Raw genomic sequence first — 16,939 nt, forward strand, 5'->3', positions numbered from 1 at the left:
CCCGAATCGGGCCGGCCGAGTGGCTGGTGGTGTAGGAGCATCGGATGAGTGTTGCACTTCCACGACGCTATTGGCTGACTGGCGCCAGCAACGGTATTGGCGCGGCGCTGGCCGAAGAAATACTGAAAAGCGGCGCACACCTGGCGGTCAGTTCACGTTCGGTGGCACCTTTGAAAGTCTTGTCCAAGCGCTACCCAGGACAGGTGATGGTGGCCGCAGGCGACCTGACCAACAGCCAGACCGTGCGCGAAATCGGCGAGCGGATTGCCCATGAATGGGGCTCGCTGGATTCGGTGATCCTTAACGCCGGCACTTGCGAGTATGTCGACGCCAGGCAGCTGGATGCTTCAATCATTGAACACGTCGTACGCACCAATCTGCTCGCCAGCAGTTATTGCATCGACGCTGCCGTGCCCTTGCTGCGGGCCGGTAACGCACCGCATCTGGTGGGTATGGCCAGTCCGGCTACCTATTTGCCGCTGCCCCGGGCCGAGGCCTATGGCACTTCGAAAGCCGGCTTGCGTTACTTGTTCGAGTCCGTGCGCCGCGATCTGGCTGCGGACGGCATCGAAGTCACCCTGGTCAGCCCGGGCTTCGTCGACACCTTGCCGTTAGCAAACAATGACGCGCCAGTCCCCGTCTCCTGGCCTGTGGATAAAGCCGCTCGGTATATCTTCGACGAACTCAAACGCCGCCCCCCGGAGATCGCCCTGCCTGCGCCATTCATGGCCGCCCTCTGGCCGTTGTCGAAACTGCCCGACAGCGGCAAACTGGCGATTGGCAAACGTATGGTTCGTCGCCAGCCGCCAATCAAGGATCAGCCGTGAAGATCGCCATCGTCGGCAGCGGCATTTCGGGACTGACCAGCGCTTACCTGCTCAACCGCAGCCACGAAATCAGCCTGTTCGAGGCCAGCGACCGGGTCGGCGGTCATACCCACACCGTAGACGTGACCGTCGATGGCCAAAGCTACGCGGTGGACACCGGTTTCATGGCGTTCAACGACTGGGCCTATCCGAATTTCATTCGCCTGCTGAGTCAACTTGGCGTGACTTTCAAGCCGACGCCAATGAGTTTTTCGGTCACCGACCCGGACACTGGCCTCTGGTACAACAGCAACAACCTCAACAGCCTGTTTTCCCAGCGCCGCAATCTGTTGTCGCCGGGGTTCTGGGGCATGCTGCGGGACGTCTCGCGCTTCAATAAAGTGGCACAACGCGACCTGATCGAAGGTCGAATCGCGGCAGATACTACGCTGAATGGCTATTTGCAAGCGGGTGGCTATGGCGAGCGGTTCATCCTGCACTACATCGTGCCGATGGGGGCCGCGATCTGGTCGATGTCCATGGCTGACATCCTGGGTTTTCCAATGCGGACATTCGTCAGGTTTTTCAATAATCATGGTCTGCTGTCCGCTGACAATCGCCGGCCATGGTGCGTGATCGAAGGGGGTTCGAACGCCTATATCGCACCATTGACGGCGAGCTTTAAACAAAAGATCAGGCTCAATGACCCGGTCAATCGAGTCGAACGCGATGGCACGGGCGTGATCATCCACAGTGCCGCCGGCAGCGAGCGATTCGATAAAGTGGTGTTCGCCTGTCACAGCGATCAGGCACTGAAACTGCTGGCCAGGCCCAGCGACGCCGAACAGTCGATCCTCGGCGCCCTGCCCTACGCTGACAACGAAATCGTACTGCATACCGACACACGCGTGCTGCCGGAGCAAAAGCTGGCCTGGGCCGGTTGCAATTATCGCCTCGGCGGCCCCGGCCATACGCGGGCAGCTGTTACCTATGACATGAATATCGTACAGGGCATCCAGAGCGACACGACCTTCTGTGTCAGCCTCAATCAAAGTGCTGGCATCAGTCCGTTCAAGGTGCTCGCCCAATACACCTATGCCCACCCGCAATTCAGCCTGGCGGCCGTCGCCGCCCAGGAACGCTGGGAAGAATTGAACGGCGCCCACCACACTTACTTCTGCGGCGCCTATTGGGCCAGCGGTTCCCATGAGGACGGCGTGATCAGCGCCTTGCGAGTTGCCCGCGCATTGGGGGAAACCTTGTGACAGCGCCCTCCTTTGTAGCTCCATAGTCCTGTGGCTTAAGGTCCAGGCTTCGCCAATGCCCGTTGTGGATCATCCTGCTGTACGCCCATGCCCCAAGCGTCCGTCAGGCCTTTCACACATCACCGTCCCGCTGCCTTACACTGCGCCCCATGAAGACGATTCCCCACACGCAAATCGCCGAACCGGTCACTTGCTCGACCTGCGCCGCGTGCTGCTGCCAGCTCGAAGTGATGCTGATCACCGACACCGGCGTGCCCGAGCGATTTATCGATACCGATGATTGGGGTGGGGAAGTCATGCTGCGCCTGGATGACGGCTGGTGCGCCGCGCTGGATCGCAACACGATGATGTGCACCATCTATGAAAAACGCCCGTTGATCTGTCGCGAATTCGAGATGGGCGCGCCGGAATGCATCGAAGAGCGCCAGGGGATTACCACGGCGTATCGCTGACCTGCAGGAGCAGCCGGTCGACGCTCGATTGCTCGCGATGGACGTTAACGATGACGAGGGCTGCCTGGATGAACACGGCGCTCTCTCGTCCATCGCGAGCAATCGAACGTCGACCGGCTGCTCCTACAGTAAAAGCATCGAGGGTTACAGCGGCATCGTGTAGTGCAGCGCGTAGCTTTCCACACCGTCGTTCGGGCTGCTGATCCCGGCATTGGAGTAGTGCGTCGCACGAATCCCGACTTCATGACCGCCCGCAAAGCGCAGGCCAAAGCCAAACCGGTCTTCAAACTGGAATGCACTGCCGAGCTGGTTGTTTTCGACTTCGGTATTGGCGAACGCCGCTACGCCAACACCCAATTCCACGTACGGCTTGACGTTCTGTCCGGCAAATTCGTAAACCAATACCGGCGAGAACGAAAGGCTGTGGTTGCTGGAACTCTTGTCGCCTTCCCAATAGGTGTAGGCGCCACTCCAGTAACCGGTCAAACGACCGACATCACTTTGCAGCCAGCTCTTGTCCCAGTCGAACTGCATGCCCAGCCGATAGGTCATGGTCGACTCGCTGGTCTGGCCGACCGCGAACTCCACACCTGCCGCCTGAGCGGTTAAATTGTGCCCCATGAGTGCGGCCGCAATCGCGGCCAAGCAGAATAGTCGCTTCATTAGAAACATCCTTTTCCGAACGATTTTCGTGTGGTTTTTTTGTAGCTCGCCATAGAACTAAAACTATAGAAATCGTCGTTTAATCAGAAGTTCACCCCAATTACCCGTTTTCTCAAGATTTATCTATTTGTTGAAGCTTCGCACAATGCCCGAAGTATTCCACAACATCGGCAAGATATTTCTGAAATGCTCCGGATCGGCACTTGTCCAGAATTGCGCAGCATGACCAGCCCCATCGGCCAGCAACTCGCGCTCAGTCAGCAAACGCTGTAGTTGCCGTGCCACCGCAGCACCGGTGTCGATCAAACTGATGTCCTCAGGGATCATCTGCTTTAGCAAGGGCTTTAGGAAGGGGTAATGCGTGCAGCCGAGAATTATCGTGTCGCAACCGGCGGCCAGCAGCGGCCCGACATACCGGGCCAGCAGCTCACGCAGGACTGGGCTGTGCAGGTCACCGTTTTCAATCAGCTCCACAAGCCCGGGACACGGCTGGGTGATCACCCGCACATCCGTGGCGAAGCGATCGAGTAACGCGGCAAATTTGGCGCTCTGCAAGGTGCCGGTGGTGGCCAGGACCCCGACCACGCCACTGCGGGTGGCCGCGGCGGCGGGCTTGACCGCCGGCTCCATGCCGACAATCGGCCACTGGGGATAATCACGGCGCAAATCCGCAACGCCAGCGACGGTGGCCGTGTTGCACGCCAGCACCAGGGCCTTGGCACCCTGCTGCTGAAAAAATTCGGCTATGACATTACAACGGTGACGGATAAATTCCGGGGTTTTTTCGCCATAGGGAACATTCCCGCAATCGGCAACGTACAGCAGTGACTCATTGGGCAGCAGACGCTGGATTTCGGCCAGCACCGACAGTCCACCGACGCCGGAGTCGAACACGCCGATGGGCGCTTCACGCATGGGCATTACCACAGACGCTGCAACCCGGATCACGCTTGACCCGCAACTCGCGAAAGCGCGTGCCCAAGGCATCGATCAACAGCAAACGCCCCACCAGCGGTTCGCCAAAGCCCACCAACAGTTTCATGGCTTCCAGCGCCTGGAGGCTGCCCACCAGCCCAACCAGAGGCCCGAGCACGCCGGCTTCGCTGCACGTCAGTTCGGCTTCGCTGCCGTGCCCGTATAAACAGTGGTAACACGGGCTGTCGGCACGGCGTGGGTCGAATACCGACAATTGCCCTTCGAGGCGAATCGCCGCGCCACTGACCAACGGCTTGCGCGCAGCGACACAGGCGGCATTGACCGCTTCACGGGTGGAAAAATTATCCGAGCAGTCCAGCACCAGATCCACTGCGCCCACGGCGGCGGCCAGGGAATCTTCGTCCAGCGCCGCGCGATGGGCAATCAATCGAATCTCGGGGTTGATCGCGCCTAGACGGCGGATGGCCGAGTCGACCTTGCTGACCCCGACACTATCGGTATCGTGGATGATCTGGCGTTGCAGGTTGGTCAGGTCGACGCTGTCGAAGTCTGCCAGATGCAGTTCACCGACCCCGGCCGCAGCCAGGTACAGCGCCACCGGTGAGCCAAGACCGCCAAGGCCGACGATCAACACGCGGCTTTCCTTGAGTCGCAACTGACCGTCGATGTCGACGTGCTGCAACAGAATCTGCCGACTGTAGCGCAACAATTCCTGATCATTCAGCACGGCAGGCGCCCCAGACTGATACGTTCGTGACCGCCCAGATCGGCGCGGCTGTGGACCTGTTCAAAACCGCGGGCCAGTAGTAAATCGCGCACCGCAGCGGCTTGATCATAACCATGTTCGAGCATCAGCCAGCCACCCGTCTCAAGGTAATCCGGCGCCTGGGCGACGATCAGACGCAGATCGTCGAGCCCGTCGACACCGGCCACCAGGGCACTGGCCGGTTCGAAGCGAACGTCGCCCTCGACCAGATGCGGATCGGCGGACGCGATGTAAGGCGGGTTGCTGATGATCAGCTCAAAGTGCTGGCCTTGCAGCGCGCTGAACCAATGACTGCTCAGTACCGTGGCGTTGTTCAGGTGCAGGCGCTGCCGATTGCGCTCGGCCAGGGCCACGGCTTCGAGCACGCGATCCACGGCCGTGACCTTCCACGCCGGACGCTCGCTGGCCAGGGCCAGGGCAATGGCGCCGCTGCCGGTGCCCAGGTCGAGCACACTGGCAGGGGTCGCCGGCAGCAATTGCAGTGCGGCTTCCACCAGCAGCTCGGTGTCCGGCCGCGGGATCAGCGTGTGCGGCGCCACTTCCAGATCGAGCGTCCAGAAACCTTGCTGGCCAAGAATGTACGCCACCGGCTCGCCGCCGCGACGACGCTGCAAAAACCCGGCAAAGGTCAATGCGGCTTCGCTCGGGACAATGCGTTCCGGCCAGGTGTGCAGGAAACTGCGGGATTTGCCCAAGGCGGCGGCCAGCAGCAATTCGGCATCCAGACGCGCCGTGGGCGAGTCGGGCAATTCGGCGGCGCGCAACAAGCTGGCAATGATCGTCATTTACTCACCTATGGCCGCCAACTGATCGGCCTGGTACTCGGCCAGCAACGGCTCGATCACCGCCTCGACACCACCCGCGAGGATTTCGTCGAGGGAATACAGCGTCAGGTTGACCCGGTGGTCGGTGACCCGGCCCTGGGCAAAATTGTAGGTGCGGATCCGCTCGGAGCGGTCGCCCGAACCCACCAGCAATTTACGCTCGCTGGCAATGGCATTGGCGGCGGCGCTGGTCTGCTGGTCGTTGAGCTTGGCCGACAGCCAGGACATCGCCCGGGCGCGGTTCTTGTGCTGGGAACGTTCTTCCTGGCACTCGACGACGATGCCGGACGGCAAATGGGTGATGCGGATCGCCGAATCGGTCTTGTTGACGTGCTGACCGCCGGCACCGGAGGACTTGTACGTATCGATGCGCAAATCGGACGGGTTGATCTCGATCGCTTCCTGCTCGTCCGGCTCGGGCAATACCGCCACGGTGCACGCCGAGGTGTGGATACGTCCCTGGGATTCGGTGGCCGGCACCCGCTGCACGCGGTGTGCACCGGACTCGAATTTCAACTTGCCGTAGACGTTGTCGCCTTCGACCCGGGCGATGACTTCTTTGAAACCGCCGTGTTCGCCGATGTTCTCCGAGAGGATTTCCACGCGCCAGCCACGCCGTTCGGCGTAACGCGAGTACATGCGGAACAGGTCGCCGGAGAAGATCGCCGCTTCGTCGCCGCCGGTGCCGGCGCGGATTTCGAGGAACACGTTACGGCCGTCGTTCGGATCCTTGGGCAGCAGCATGCGTTGCAGCCTGGCTTCGATTTCGATCAGTTGCTCTTTGGCTTCGCGGACTTCTTCCACGGCCATTTCGCGCATGTCCGGGTCGTTGTCCTTGAGCAGTGCCTGTGCGCCCTCGAGGTCGCCTTGCACTTTGAGCAATTGTTTATAGGTTTCGACAATCGGCTCGATTTCCGCATATTCCTTGGAATAGGTGCGGAATTTGCTCTGATCGGAGATGACCTCGCCATCACCAAGCAACGCAGTCAATTCCTCGAAACGGTCCTGGAGGATGTCCAGCTTATTGAGCAGTGACGCTTTCATTGCGGTTTCTTATCCGAAAAGCTATCCGATGAGCCCTCACCGAGGGCAAAGAGTTCCTGGGCCATGGCCAGCGCATCGAGGCGGCCTTCGGCAGAGAGCTTTTTCAATTGCACGCTCGGGGCATGCAAGAGCTTATTGGTCAGGCCCCGCGCCAGTTGCACCAGCACGTCTTCGGCGCTGGCGCCGTTGGCCAGCATCCGCTGGGCCTTGAGCAATTCTTCGTCACGCAGGCGCTCGCTTTGTTGACGATAGGCCTTGAGCACATCCACCGCCGCCAGTTCGCGCAGGCGGACCATGAAGTCTTCGGCACCGATCGAGACCATCTCTTCCGCCGCCTGGGCGGCACCCTGGCGACTCTTGAGGTTTTCGGCGACCACTTCGTGGAGATCGTCGACGCTATACAGGTAAACGTCGTCCAGTTCGCCGACTTCCGGCTCGATATCCCGAGGTACGGCGATATCCACCATGAAGATCGGCTTGTGCTTGCGCAGCTTCAAGGCACTTTCCACGGCCCCCTTGCCGAGGATCGGCAACTGGCTGGCGGTGGAACTGATGACGATGTCGCTGCGCACCAGTTCGGCCGGGATGTCCGAGAGCAACACGGCGTGGGCGCCGAACTGTTCGGCCAGGATGCTCGCGCGCTCCAGGGTCCGGTTGGCGACCACGATGCGCTTGACCCCCAACTCATGCAGATGACGGGCGACCAGGGTAATGGTCTCGCCGGCGCCAATCAGCAAGGCCTGGCTGCGTTGCAGGTCGCTGAAAATCTGTTTGGCCAGGCTGACCGCGGCAAATGCCACGGACACCGGGTTTTCACCGATGGCGGTGTCGGTGCGCACTTGCTTGGCTGAATTGAATGTGGCCTGGAACAATCGCCCGAGCATCGGACCGATGGTGCCGGCTTCGCGGGCCACCGCGTAGGCGGACTTCATCTGACCGAGAATCTGCGGTTCGCCCAACACCAGCGAATCGAGCCCGGAGGCCACCCGCATCATGTGACGAACTGCCGCATCATCTTCGTGCACATAAGCGCTCGCGCGCAGCTCTTCGAGACTCAAATGGTGATAATCGGCCAGCCAGCGCAACACGATGTCAGCCGAAAGGTGATCCTGCTCTATATAGAGCTCACTGCGATTGCAGGTGGAGAGGATCGCAGCTTCGCGACTGTCTGTCAGTCGGCAGAGCTGCTGCAAGGCCTCCACCAACTGCTCAGGGGTAAAGGCCACGCGCTCGCGGACATCTACTGAGGCAGTCTTGTGATTGATACCGAGTGCAAGGAAGGCCATTCAAGGTCGCTGATGGTGACGTGAAGCCGGCAATTGTCCTACTTCGACACAACGAGAACAACTACTCGATCTCTATTGGCCCGGCAGGCGATAGCCAGGCGTGCGAGCGCTTCTCGTTTACAGACGTCCGCTGCCTCGCCGCCGCCCCCCTGTAGGAGCTGGCTTGCCAGCGAAGGCGGCCTCCAGTCTTGCAGCGCACTTGAAGACGCCTTCGCTGGCAAGCCAGCTCCTACAGGGGGTCGGTGTACAGGGGAGCGGTGAACAGGGGAAAATCGAGGGGCGGTTATGTTTGCCCGAAGGCTTGTGTCATGATGATCCGACCGCAGGTTAGTCGTCCTCCTCCTATATGAATAGATCTTCCGCGTTGCTCCTCGCTCTTGTCTTCCTCAGCGGCTGCCAGACTTTGGCACCCGTTTCGCCGGACGGTACGCCGCCGGTCGAAGACAGCACCCCGGCCCCTGAAAAGCCCAAGGTTTACAGCTCATTCAGCGAAGATACCGTCTTCAGCCTGTTGAGCGCCGAACTGGCTGGCCAGCGCAATCGCTTCGACATTGCCCTGGACAACTATGTGACCCAGGCGATCAACACCCAGGATCCGGGCATTTCCGAGCGGGCGTTTCGTATCGCCGAGTATCTGGGTGCCGATCAGGCCGCGCTGGACACCGCGCTGATCTGGGCGAAAAACGCCCCGGATGACCTCGAGGCGCAGCGAGCCGCCGCGGTGCAGCTGGCTCGCGCCGGGCGTTATGACGATTCGATGGCCTACATGGAGAAAGTCCTGCAAGGCAAGGGCGACACGCATTTCGACTTTCTTGCCCTGTCCGCGGCCGATACCGATCAGGACACGCGCAACGGCTTGATGAAAAGCTTCGACCGCCTGCTGCAGCGTCATCCGAGCAACAGCCAGCTGATTTTCGGCAAGGCTCTGCTGCTGCAACAGGACGGTGACGCCAAAGGCGCGCTGGGCCTGCTGGAAGACAACCCCCCGGACGAGGGCGAAATTGCCCCGATCCTGCTGCGCGCACGCCTGCTGCAATCGCTCGAGCGTGGCGATGAAGCCTTGCCGCTGCTGAAAAAAAGCATCAAGCAGTACCCGGACGACAAACGCCTGCGCCTGACTTACGCGCGCATGCTGGTGGAGCAGGACCGCATGGACGACGCCAAAGTCGAATTCTCCAGCCTGGTTCAGCAGTACCCGGAAGACGACGAGCTGCGATATTCCCTGGCACTGGTGTGCCTGGAAGCCAAGGCCTGGGACGAGGCCAAGGGTTATCTGGAAGACCTGATCGCCCGGGACAGCCATGTCGATTCGGCTCACTTGAACCTCGGCCGTATCGCTGAAGAGCGCAACGACCCTCAAGGCGCACTGGCCGAGTACGCCCAGGTCAGGCCAGGAAACGATTACCTGCCGGCACAATTGCGCCTGACCGATATCCTGATCAATAACGGCAAGACCGCCGAAGCCCAACGCCGTCTGGCGGCAGAGCGCGATGAACAGCCCGATTACGTCATTCAGTTGTATTTGATCGAAGCCGAAACCCTGGCCGCCAACAAACAGGGGGACAAGGCCTGGAAAGTCTTGCAGCAAGCCCTTGAAAAATACCCGGACGACTTGAATCTGCTATACACCCGCGCCATGCAGGCGGAAAAACGCAATGATTTGGCACAGATGGAAAAAGACCTGCGGCTGATCATCAAGCGCGACCCGGACAATGCGATGGCACTGAACGCCCTCGGTTATACCCTGTCCGACCGTACGACGCGTTACGCCGAAGCCAAGACCCTGATCGAACAGGCGCACCAGATCAATCCGGAAGACCCGGCGGTGCTCGACAGTCTCGGCTGGGTGAATTACCGCCTGGGCAATCTCGATGAGGCCGAACGTTACTTGCGCCTGGCCCTGGAGCGCTTCCCCGACCAGGAGGTCGCCGCTCACCTGGGCGAGGTTCTGTGGGCCAACGGCAAGCAACGCGAAGCCAGGCAAATCTGGGGCAAGTTCCTCAAGGAACAGCCCGACAGCCCTATCCTGCGCAGCACCATCAAGCGCCTGACCGGATCAGAGACTCTTTAAATTTATGTTCATGCGCCACCTCATTGTTTTCAGTTTCATCGCCCTGCTCGCCGGTTGTGCGGGCTTCGGTGCCCGCGAATCGGTCCAGGGTCAAGGCAACGCGGCCCAGTGGCGCGAGTACAAGCAGCAGCTTACGGGGCTTGATGGCTGGCAGATCAATGGCAAGATCGGCATCCGCGCCCCCAAGGACTCCGGCAGCGGCACCTTGTTCTGGCTGCAGCGCCAGGATTACTACGACATCCGCCTTTCCGGCCCCCTGGGTCGTGGCGCGGCTCGCTTGACCGGTCGCCCCGGAAAGGTCTCGCTGGAAGTCGCCAACCAGGGCCGTTATGACGCGACGTCTCCGGAAGCGCTGCTCGAAGAACAGCTCGGCTGGAAATTGCCGGTGTCCAATCTGGCCTGGTGGGTGCGCGGGCTTCCGGCGCCGGACAGCAAGAGTCGCCTGACCCTGGACACCGACAGCCGCCTGGCCAATCTCGAACAGGATGGCTGGCAGGTGGAGTATCTCAGTTACGCCGAGCAAAACGGCTATTGGCTGCCCGAGCGCATCAAACTGCATGGCACCGACCTTGACGTCACGCTGGTGATCAAGGAATGGCAACCTCGCAAACTGGGGCAATGACCATGACCGCATCGCGCTTGACGCTGCCCTCCCCGGCCAAACTCAACCTGATGCTGCACATCCTCGGTCGCCGTGAAGACGGTTACCACGAGTTGCAGACCATCTTTCAGTTTCTCGATTACGGCGATGAAATCACCTTTGCCGTGCGCGACGATGGCGTGATTCGCCTGCACACCGAATTCGAAGGCGTACCGCACGACAGCAATCTGATCGTGCGGGCGGCAAAAAAACTTCAGGCGCAATCCGGCTGTTCGCTCGGTATCGACATCTGGATCGAAAAAATTCTGCCCATGGGCGGTGGAATCGGTGGCGGCAGCTCCAATGCCGCAACGACCTTGCTCGGCTTGAACCATCTCTGGCAACTGGGTTGGGATGAGGATCGACTGGCCGTGCTTGGCCTGACGCTGGGTGCCGATGTCCCGGTTTTCGTGCGTGGCCACGCGGCTTTTGCCGAAGGCGTCGGGGAGAAACTGACCCCTGTAGACCCCGAAGAACCGTGGTATCTCGTGCTGGTGCCGCAAGTATCTGTAAGTACAGCAGAAATTTTTTCAGATCCGTTGTTGACACGTAACTCTTCTCCCATTAAAGTGCGCCCCGTTCCCAAGGGAAACAGTCGAAATGACTGCTTACCGGTGGTAGCAAGGCGTTATCCAGATGTACGTAACGCATTGAATTTGTTAGGTAAATTTACCGAAGCAAAACTCACCGGAACTGGAAGTTGTGTGTTTGGGGGCTTCCCAAGCAAAGCTGAAGCTGATAAAGTCTCGGCCCTTCTTACAGAGACCCTTACAGGGTTTGTAGCAAAAGGAAGCAACGTTTCGATGTTGCATCGCAAGCTGCAAAGTCTGCTCTAAAGGAACCGAGTACTGGGTACTCGTTGCAACAGATACAGGGGCGTCGCCAAGCGGTAAGGCAGCAGGTTTTGATCCTGCCATGCGTTGGTTCGAATCCAGCCGCCCCTGCCATTTTCCATACTCATCCAGGTTACCCTCAGCCTCTAGGTACTGCGCGTGTCCAAGATGATGGTCTTTACGGGGAATGCTAACCCCGATCTGGCTCGGCGTGTTGTACGTCAGCTGCATATCCCTCTCGGTGACATCTCTGTCGGTAAATTCTCCGACGGCGAAATTACTGCCGAGATCAATGAAAACGTCCGCGGTAAAGATGTCTTCATTATTCAGCCGACTTGCGCTCCGACCAACGATAACCTGATGGAACTGGTAGTGATGGCCGATGCCTTCCGCCGCTCCTCGGCTACTCGTATCACTGCTGTAATTCCTTACTTTGGTTATGCCCGTCAGGATCGCCGTCCGCGTTCCGCACGTGTGGCTATCAGCGCGAAAGTCGTGGCTGACATGCTTACCGTAGTCGGCATCGACCGTGTTCTCACGGTTGATCTGCATGCTGACCAGATTCAGGGCTTCTTCGATATTCCGGTAGATAACATCTACGGCTCCCCGGTTCTGGTGGATGACATTGAAGATCAGCGCTTCGAAAACCTGATGATCGTATCCCCGGACATTGGCGGCGTCGTGCGTGCACGTGCCGTTGCCAAATCCCTGGGCGTGGATCTCGGGATCATCGACAAACGCCGCGAGAAAGCCAATCACTCTGAAGTGATGCATATCATCGGTGATGTCGAAGGGCGTACCTGTATCCTGGTCGATGACATGGTCGATACCGCCGGCACTTTGTGCCACGCGGCAAAGGCTTTGAAAGAGCATGGCGCTGCCAAGGTTTTCGCCTACTGCACACACCCTGTGCTGTCGGGTCGGGCAATCGAGAATATCGAAAATTCCGTGCTGGACGAGCTGGTGGTGACCAACACCATCCCGCTGTCCGCTGCAGCACAAGCCTGTGCGCGTATCCGTCAACTGGATATCGCACCGGTAGTTGCCGAGGCGGTCCGCCGCATCAGCAATGAAGAATCGATCAGCGCGATGTTCCGTTAAGGGCCCTGCCCTTTTCATTACATCCTGTTGACGAAAAGCGCCCCGCCCCGGCATTCCTGTCGGGGCGGGGCTTTTTTGCCCATATCGCCTTTAGCGCTGGTCGCAAACGCTGGGGCGAATGTGGTTATTTTGGAGATACAACATGAACGATTTTACTCTGAATGCTGAAGTGCGTTCCGACCTGGGGAAAGGTGCGAGCCGCCGCCTGCGTCGTCTCGCAAGCCTGGTTCCAGCTGTAGTTTACGGTGGCGAAAAAGCCCCTGAATCCATCAGCATGCTGGCTAAAGAAGTTGCCAAACTGCTCGAAAACGACGCGGCTTACAGCCACATCATCGAGCTGAACGTTGGCGGCACCAAGCAAAACGTAATCATCAAGGCTCTGCAGCGCCACCCGGCCAAAGGCCACGTGCTGCACGCTGACTTCGTACGCGTTGTAGCTGGTCAGAAACTGACCGCTATCGTGCCTGTACACTTCGTCGGCGAAGAAGCTCCGATCAAGAAAGGCGGCGAAGTTTCGCACGTTGTTTCGGAAATCGAAGTGACCTGCCTGCCGAAGGACCTGCCTGAATTCATCGAAGTCGACCTGGCTGACGCCGAAATCGGCTCGATCATTCACTTGTCCGACCTCAAAGCCCCTAAAGGCGTTGAGTTTGTTGCTCTGGCACACGGTGACGACAAGGCTGTTGCCAACGTTCACGCTCCACGTGTTGCTCCAGAAGCTACCGAAGAAGGCGCAGCAGAGTAATTCACTCTGTAATGCCGGAGTGATCAAGTAACATCGCGGACTGGAACGTAGCGAGAAAGCGGGCGAGAACGCGGAGTTTACATAATGGTAAATGAGCACTTGTCGTCCACTTTCGCCGCACACACCGGTCGCGGCGATGTTATCCACCACTCCAAGGAAGGGCCCCTATCGTGACTGCCATCAAACTGATCGTTGGCTTGGGAAATCCAGGCGCTGAATACGAACAGACCCGGCATAACGCAGGGGCCCTTTTTGTTGAGCGCATCGCGAACGCACAGGGCGTAAACCTTGTGGCGGATCGCAAATATTTCGGCCTGACCGGGCGTTATTCGCATCAGGGTCAGGATGTTCGTCTGCTGATTCCCACCACGTACATGAACCGCAGCGGCCAGGCCGTAGCGGCACTCGCCGGTTTCTTCCGCATCAAGCCTGAAGAAATCCTCGTGGCGCACGACGAACTCGACCTGCCTCCGGGCGTTGCCAAGCTCAAACAGGGCGGCGGCCATGGCGGTCACAACGGGTTGCGCGACATCATCGCGCAACTGGGCAATCAGAATACCTTTCACCGCTTGCGGCTTGGCATTGGCCACCCGGGCGTTGCCAGTATGGTTTCAAATTTCGTCCTGGGTCGTGCGCCACGCGCCGAACAGGAAAAACTCGATGCCAGCATCGATTTTGCCCTCGGCGTGCTGCCGGATATCCTCGCCGGTGAATGGAACCGTGCGATGAAAAACCTGCACAGCCAGAAGGCCTGACACTTATCCGAGGGGAAACACCATGGGATTCAATTGCGGCATCGTCGGCCTGCCTAACGTCGGCAAGTCCACCCTGTTCAACGCCCTGACCAAATCCGGGATCGCGGCCGAGAACTTCCCCTTCTGCACCATCGAACCGAACACCGGTATCGTGCCGATGCCGGATCCGCGCCTGGAAGCCCTGGCGGCCATCGTCAATCCCAAGCGCATCCTGCCGACCACCATGGAATTCGTCGACATTGCAGGCCTGGTTGCCGGCGCTTCGAAAGGTGAAGGCCTGGGCAACAAGTTCCTCGCCAACATCCGTGAAACCGATGCCATCGCCCACGTGGTCCGCTGCTTCGAAGACGAGAACGTGATTCACGTCTCCAATAGCGTCGACCCGAAACGCGACATCGAGATCATCGACCTGGAACTGATCTTCGCCGACCTCGACAGCTGCGAGAAGCAACTGCAGAAAGTCGCGCGCAACGCCAAGGGTGGCGACAAGGACGCCGTGATCCAGAAAGGCCTGCTGGAGCAATTGATCGCTCACTTCACCCTCGGCAAGCCAGCGCGCACGCTGATGAAGAACATGGGCGCCGACGACAAAGCGGTGATTCGCGGCTTCCACCTGCTGACCACCAAGCCGGTCATGTACATCGCCAACGTTGCCGAAGACGGTTTCGAGAACAACCCGCTGCTGGACATCGTCAAGGCCATCGCCGAAGAAGAAGGCGCCATGGTGGTTCCGGTCTGCAACAAGATCGAAGCCGAAATCGCCGAGCTGGATGACGGCGAAGAGAAAGACATGTTCCTCGAGGCGCTGGGTCTCGAAGAGCCGGGCCTGAACCGTGTGATCCGCGCGGGCTACGAAATGCTGCACCTGCAGACCTACTTCACCGCCGGTGTCGAAGAAGTTCGCGCCTGGACCGTCCGCGTCGGTGCTACCGCCCCCCAAGCCGCCGGCGTGATCCACACCGACTTCGAAAAAGGCTTCATCCGCGCCGAAGTCATCGCCTATGACGACTTCATCCAGTACAAGGGCGAAGCGGGTACCAAGGAAGCAGGTAAATGGCGTCTGGAAGGCAAGGATTACATCGTTAAAGATGGCGATGTGATGCACTTCCGCTTCAACGTCTAAGTTATTCAGGACGAAGCAGCCGCCCAAGAAAAAGCCGCGTTTGATACGCGGCTTTTTTGTGGCTGAAATTCCGTTCACCGCGATCCTGTAGGAGCCGGCTTGCCGGCGAAGACGGTGTCACAGCCAACATTGATGCCGACTGACACTCCGCCTTCGCCGGCAAGTCGAATCGTCGCACCGCAGCTCCTACAGGAGATTGGGTGTGGTTCAGGTTTTTTTGGTTCTTGGCAGGAAGATCGCCAACACGCCAAACAGCGGCAGGAACGAGCACAGGTAGTACACGTACTCGATACCATGAACATCCGCCAGATGCCCAAGCAACGCCGCGCCGATTCCGCCAAAACCGAACATCAAGCCAAAGAACACCCCGGCAATCATCCCGACATTGCCCGGCACCAGCTCCTGGGCATACACCACGATGGCTGAAAACGCCGAGGCCAGGATGAAGCCGATCACCACGCTGAGAATACTGGTCCAGAACAGGTCGACGTGGGGCAGGATCAAGGTGAACGGTGCCACGCCAAGGATCGAGAACCAGATCACTGCCTTACGCCCGATCTTGTCGCCGATCGGCCCGCCGAAGAAGGTTCCTGCCGCTACCGCCCCGAGAAACAGGAACAAGTGCAGCTGCGAACTCGCCACCGACAGGTCGAATTTCTCTATCAGGTAAAAAGTGAAGTAGCTGGTCAAACTGGACATGTAGAAATACTTGGAGAACACCAGTAAGCCCAGCACCACCAAGGCACTGATGACCCGGTTTTTCGACAAGCCGTGCGTCGCCGCCTGGCCTTGCTTGAGCTTGAACAGGTTCAGGTGATTGGCGTACCAGCGACTGATCCGGTAGAGCACGAACAGGGCGAATACCGCGAACAACCCGAACCACGCCACGTGGCCCTGACCGAAAGGGATAATGATCGCCGCGGCGAGCAACGGACCGAAAGCCGACCCGGCATTGCCACCCACCTGGAAAGTCGATTGCGCCAGGCCAAAACGCCCGCCCGAAGCCAGTCGCGCCACGCGAGACGCTTCCGGATGGAAGGTCGAGGAGCCGATGCCGATCAGCCCGGCCGCCAGCAGAATCAGCGGGAAGGTACCGACCACAGACATCATCAGGATGCCGATCAGCGTGCACACCGTCCCGGCTGGCAGCAACCAGGGCTTGGGGTGGCGATCGGTGTGGTAGCCGACCCACGGCTGTAGCAGCGAGGCCGTCAATTGAAAGGTCAGGGTGATCAGGCCGACCTGGGTGAAGGTCAGGCCATAGTTGGCCTTGAGCATCGGGTAAATCGACGGCAGCACCGACTGGATCAGGTCGTTGATCAAATGCGCCAGGGCCACGGCGCCGATGATACGCATGACCAAGGGGCTGCTTTGTGAGGTCGCGGATGCCGGCTGGGCGCCGGTCTGGACGTTGCTGATAGCCATGAGAATTTCCGTACAGCGGATGGGTGCACACGGGCAGGTGCGTCAATGTGCCATTTTTCAGTGCAATAGCGCCATCCCCTTAGCCTGCTAACGACATCGATAAGCTTGCTTGAAGGTTTGCGGTCAGTTAAGCAGGCAGCGGGCACTCTGAGCCAGACAGCAAGGCCGTGAATGCAAATACCGGGAGATTTCAGCTCAATTGAT

General features: G+C 59.3%; 17 protein-coding genes and 1 tRNA gene. 11 read left to right on the forward strand and 7 right to left on the reverse strand.

Annotation, left to right across the window (positions count from 1 at the left end; translation table 11 throughout):
• Nucleotides 1-44 precede the first annotated feature (44 nt).
• The 3 genes from J2W17_RS21780 (at nucleotide 45) to J2W17_RS21790 (ending at nucleotide 2,523) form a co-directional block, all read left to right on the forward strand.
• Nucleotides 45-827, forward strand: a complete 783-nt coding sequence (locus J2W17_RS21780) for an SDR family NAD(P)-dependent oxidoreductase (protein ID WP_307339077.1) — start codon at nucleotides 45-47, stop codon at nucleotides 825-827.
• The gene (locus J2W17_RS21785) at nucleotides 824-2,071 is read left to right on the forward strand and encodes an NAD(P)/FAD-dependent oxidoreductase (protein ID WP_307339080.1); all 1,248 of its coding nucleotides are present in this window, start codon (nucleotides 824-826) and stop codon (nucleotides 2,069-2,071) included. The genes J2W17_RS21780 and J2W17_RS21785 overlap by 4 nt, the downstream gene beginning before the upstream one ends.
• A 149-nt stretch (nucleotides 2,072-2,220) precedes the next feature.
• Entirely contained in the window at nucleotides 2,221-2,523 is a 303-nt protein-coding gene (locus J2W17_RS21790; RefSeq protein WP_307339083.1) for a YkgJ family cysteine cluster protein, read from the forward strand.
• Between the two features lie 144 nt (nucleotides 2,524-2,667).
• Here J2W17_RS21790 and J2W17_RS21795 read toward each other — a convergent pair whose 3' ends face one another.
• From J2W17_RS21795 to hemA, 6 genes are all read right to left on the reverse strand, one after another.
• Nucleotides 2,668-3,186 carry an acyloxyacyl hydrolase gene (locus tag J2W17_RS21795; RefSeq protein WP_307339086.1) on the reverse strand — a complete coding sequence of 173 codons (519 nt, stop codon included), beginning with the start codon at nucleotides 3,184-3,186 and terminating at the stop codon, nucleotides 2,668-2,670.
• 123 nt (nucleotides 3,187-3,309) lie between these two features.
• Nucleotides 3,310-4,101, reverse strand: a complete 792-nt coding sequence (gene murI / locus J2W17_RS21800) for a glutamate racemase (RefSeq protein WP_307339089.1) — start codon at nucleotides 4,099-4,101, stop codon at nucleotides 3,310-3,312.
• A complete protein-coding gene (locus J2W17_RS21805) occupies nucleotides 4,094-4,849 on the reverse strand; it encodes a molybdopterin-synthase adenylyltransferase MoeB (protein ID WP_307339091.1) in 756 nt (251 codons plus the stop codon). The genes murI and J2W17_RS21805 overlap by 8 nt, the downstream gene beginning before the upstream one ends.
• Nucleotides 4,843-5,673 carry a peptide chain release factor N(5)-glutamine methyltransferase gene (gene prmC / locus J2W17_RS21810; RefSeq protein WP_307339094.1) on the reverse strand — a complete coding sequence of 277 codons (831 nt, stop codon included), beginning with the start codon at nucleotides 5,671-5,673 and terminating at the stop codon, nucleotides 4,843-4,845. The genes J2W17_RS21805 and prmC overlap by 7 nt, the downstream gene beginning before the upstream one ends.
• Nucleotides 5,674-6,756, reverse strand: a complete 1,083-nt coding sequence (gene prfA / locus J2W17_RS21815; RefSeq protein WP_307339097.1) for a peptide chain release factor 1 — start codon at nucleotides 6,754-6,756, stop codon at nucleotides 5,674-5,676.
• Nucleotides 6,753-8,042 (reverse strand): glutamyl-tRNA reductase, encoded by a 1,290-nt coding sequence (gene hemA, locus J2W17_RS21820; RefSeq protein ID WP_307339103.1) that lies wholly within the window; start codon nucleotides 8,040-8,042, stop codon nucleotides 6,753-6,755. The genes prfA and hemA overlap by 4 nt, the downstream gene beginning before the upstream one ends.
• Before the next feature lie 346 nt (nucleotides 8,043-8,388).
• On the opposite strand from hemA, the gene J2W17_RS21825 reads away from it, so the two are divergent.
• The 8 genes from J2W17_RS21825 (at nucleotide 8,389) to ychF (ending at nucleotide 15,310) form a co-directional block, all read left to right on the forward strand.
• On the forward strand, nucleotides 8,389-10,113 hold the full coding sequence (locus tag J2W17_RS21825) for a tetratricopeptide repeat protein (protein WP_307339106.1): 1,725 nt from the start codon (nucleotides 8,389-8,391) through the stop codon (nucleotides 10,111-10,113).
• A 4-nt stretch (nucleotides 10,114-10,117) separates the two neighbouring features.
• Complete coding sequence (gene lolB / locus J2W17_RS21830; protein WP_307339109.1) at nucleotides 10,118-10,735, forward strand: lipoprotein insertase outer membrane protein LolB; 618 nt, start codon at nucleotides 10,118-10,120, stop codon at nucleotides 10,733-10,735.
• Between the two features lie 2 nt (nucleotides 10,736-10,737).
• Nucleotides 10,738-11,589, forward strand: a complete 852-nt coding sequence (ispE, locus tag J2W17_RS21835; protein WP_307339112.1) for a 4-(cytidine 5'-diphospho)-2-C-methyl-D-erythritol kinase — start codon at nucleotides 10,738-10,740, stop codon at nucleotides 11,587-11,589.
• A 36-nt stretch (nucleotides 11,590-11,625) separates the two neighbouring features.
• Nucleotides 11,626-11,700, forward strand: a tRNA-Gln gene (locus tag J2W17_RS21840).
• A gap of 45 nt (nucleotides 11,701-11,745) precedes the next feature.
• Nucleotides 11,746-12,687 carry a ribose-phosphate pyrophosphokinase gene (locus tag J2W17_RS21845; RefSeq protein WP_003171603.1) on the forward strand — a complete coding sequence of 314 codons (942 nt, stop codon included), beginning with the start codon at nucleotides 11,746-11,748 and terminating at the stop codon, nucleotides 12,685-12,687.
• Nucleotides 12,688-12,829: 142 nt separating this feature from the next.
• Entirely contained in the window at nucleotides 12,830-13,432 is a 603-nt protein-coding gene (locus J2W17_RS21850; protein WP_307339299.1) for a 50S ribosomal protein L25/general stress protein Ctc, read from the forward strand.
• 170 nt (nucleotides 13,433-13,602) lie between these two features.
• Nucleotides 13,603-14,187 carry an aminoacyl-tRNA hydrolase gene (gene pth / locus J2W17_RS21855; RefSeq protein WP_046030136.1) on the forward strand — a complete coding sequence of 195 codons (585 nt, stop codon included), beginning with the start codon at nucleotides 13,603-13,605 and terminating at the stop codon, nucleotides 14,185-14,187.
• A gap of 22 nt (nucleotides 14,188-14,209) precedes the next feature.
• Complete coding sequence (gene ychF / locus J2W17_RS21860) at nucleotides 14,210-15,310, forward strand: redox-regulated ATPase YchF (protein WP_307339222.1); 1,101 nt, start codon at nucleotides 14,210-14,212, stop codon at nucleotides 15,308-15,310.
• 207 nt (nucleotides 15,311-15,517) lie between these two features.
• On the opposite strand, the gene J2W17_RS21865 is transcribed toward ychF, so the two are convergent.
• Nucleotides 15,518-16,735, reverse strand: coding sequence for an MFS transporter (locus J2W17_RS21865; protein WP_307339225.1), 1,218 nt, complete (start codon nucleotides 16,733-16,735; stop codon nucleotides 15,518-15,520).
• Nucleotides 16,736-16,939 lie beyond the last annotated feature (204 nt).

The organism is Pseudomonas lini (assembly GCF_030812475.1).
GTDB lineage: Bacteria > Pseudomonadota > Gammaproteobacteria > Pseudomonadales > Pseudomonadaceae > Aquipseudomonas > Aquipseudomonas lini_A.